We start from the raw sequence: 1,543 nt of genomic DNA on the forward strand, positions 1-1,543 counted from the left end.
ACCGCCGGGGTCAACTCGGAGGAAGGTGGGGACGACGTCAAGTCATCATGCCCCTTATGTCTTGGGCTGCACACGTGCTACAATGGCCGGTACAAAGAGCTGCGATGCCGCGAGGCGGAGCGAATCTCAAAAAGCCGGTCTCAGTTCGGATTGGGGTCTGCAACTCGACCCCATGAAGTCGGAGTTGCTAGTAATCGCAGATCAGCATTGCTGCGGTGAATACGTTCCCGGGCCTTGTACACACCGCCCGTCACGTCACGAAAGTCGGTAACACCCGAAGCCGGTGGCCCAACCCCTTGTGGGAGGGAGCTGTCGAAGGTGGGACTGGCGATTGGGACGAAGTCGTAACAAGGTAGCCGTACCGGAAGGTGCGGCTGGATCACCTCCTTTCTAAGGAGCACAGTACCGATTGCAGACAAACGTTCTGCACGGTCAGCTCATGGGTGGAACGTTGATTAGTTGGCGTGAGTGAACTCGATGGTTCTTCCAGTACTGCTTCGGCGTGGAAAGAAGGACACGGAGGGTGGCTCACGCTTGGCACGTTGTTGGGTATCTGAGGGTACGGCCGTAAGGTTTGTATCTTCGCGATGCCGGCCCCAGTAAAGCGTCACTTCGGTGGCGTGTGATGGGTGGCTGGTCGTTGCTTGAGAACTACACAGTGGACGCGAGCATCTGTGGCCAAGTTTTTAAGGGCGCACGGTGGATGCCTTGGCACCAGGAACCGATGAAGGACGTGGGAGGCCACGATAGTCCCCGGGGAGCCGTCAACCAGGCTTTGATCCGGGGGTTTCCGAATGGGGAAACCCGGCAGTCGTCATGGGCTGTCACCCATGCCTGAACACATAGGGCATGTGGAGGGAACGAGGGGAAGTGAAACATCTCAGTACCCTCAGGAAGAGAAAACAACCGTGATTCCGGGAGTAGTGGCGAGCGAAACCGGATGAGGCCAAACCGTATGCGTGTGATACCCGGCAGGGGTTGCGCATACGGGGTTGTGGGATCTCTTTTTCACAGTCTGCCGGCTGTGAGACGAGTCAGAAACCGTTGATGTAGGCGAAGGACATGCGAAAGGTCCGGCGTAGAGGGTAAGACCCCCGTAGCTGAAACATTGACGGCTCGTTTAAGAGACACCCAAGTAGCACGGGGCCCGAGAAATCCCGTGTGAATCTGGCGGGACCACCCGCTAAGCCTAAATATTCCCTGGTGACCGATAGCGGATAGTACCGTGAGGGAATGGTGAAAAGTACCGCGGGAGCGGAGTGAAATAGTACCTGAAACCGTGTGCCTACAAGCCGTGGGAGCGTCGCTCATTGGGTTTACCCAATGGGTCGTGACTGCGTGCCTTTTGAAGAATGAGCCTGCGAGTTTGCGGTGTGTTGCGAGGTTAACCCGTGTGGGGAAGCCGTAGCGAAAGCGAGTCCGAATAGGGCGATTCAGTAGCACGCTCAAGACCCGAAGCGGAGTGATCTAGCCATGGGCAGGTTGAAGCGGAGGTAAGACTTCGTGGAGGACCGAACCCACCAGGGTTGAAAACCTGGGGGAT

General features: G+C 57.1%; 2 rRNA genes. Both read left to right on the forward strand.

Features of this window, described 5'->3' with window-relative positions:
- A 16S ribosomal RNA gene (locus ACFQ7Q_RS38120) occupies positions 1-390 on the forward strand; the annotation flags it as partial.
- 286 nt (positions 391-676) lie between these two features.
- Positions 677-1,543 (forward strand): 23S ribosomal RNA (locus ACFQ7Q_RS38125); the annotation flags it as partial.

Origin of the sequence: Streptomyces sp. NPDC056527, assembly GCF_042794475.1 — a bacterium.
GTDB lineage: Bacteria > Actinomycetota > Actinomycetes > Streptomycetales > Streptomycetaceae > Streptomyces.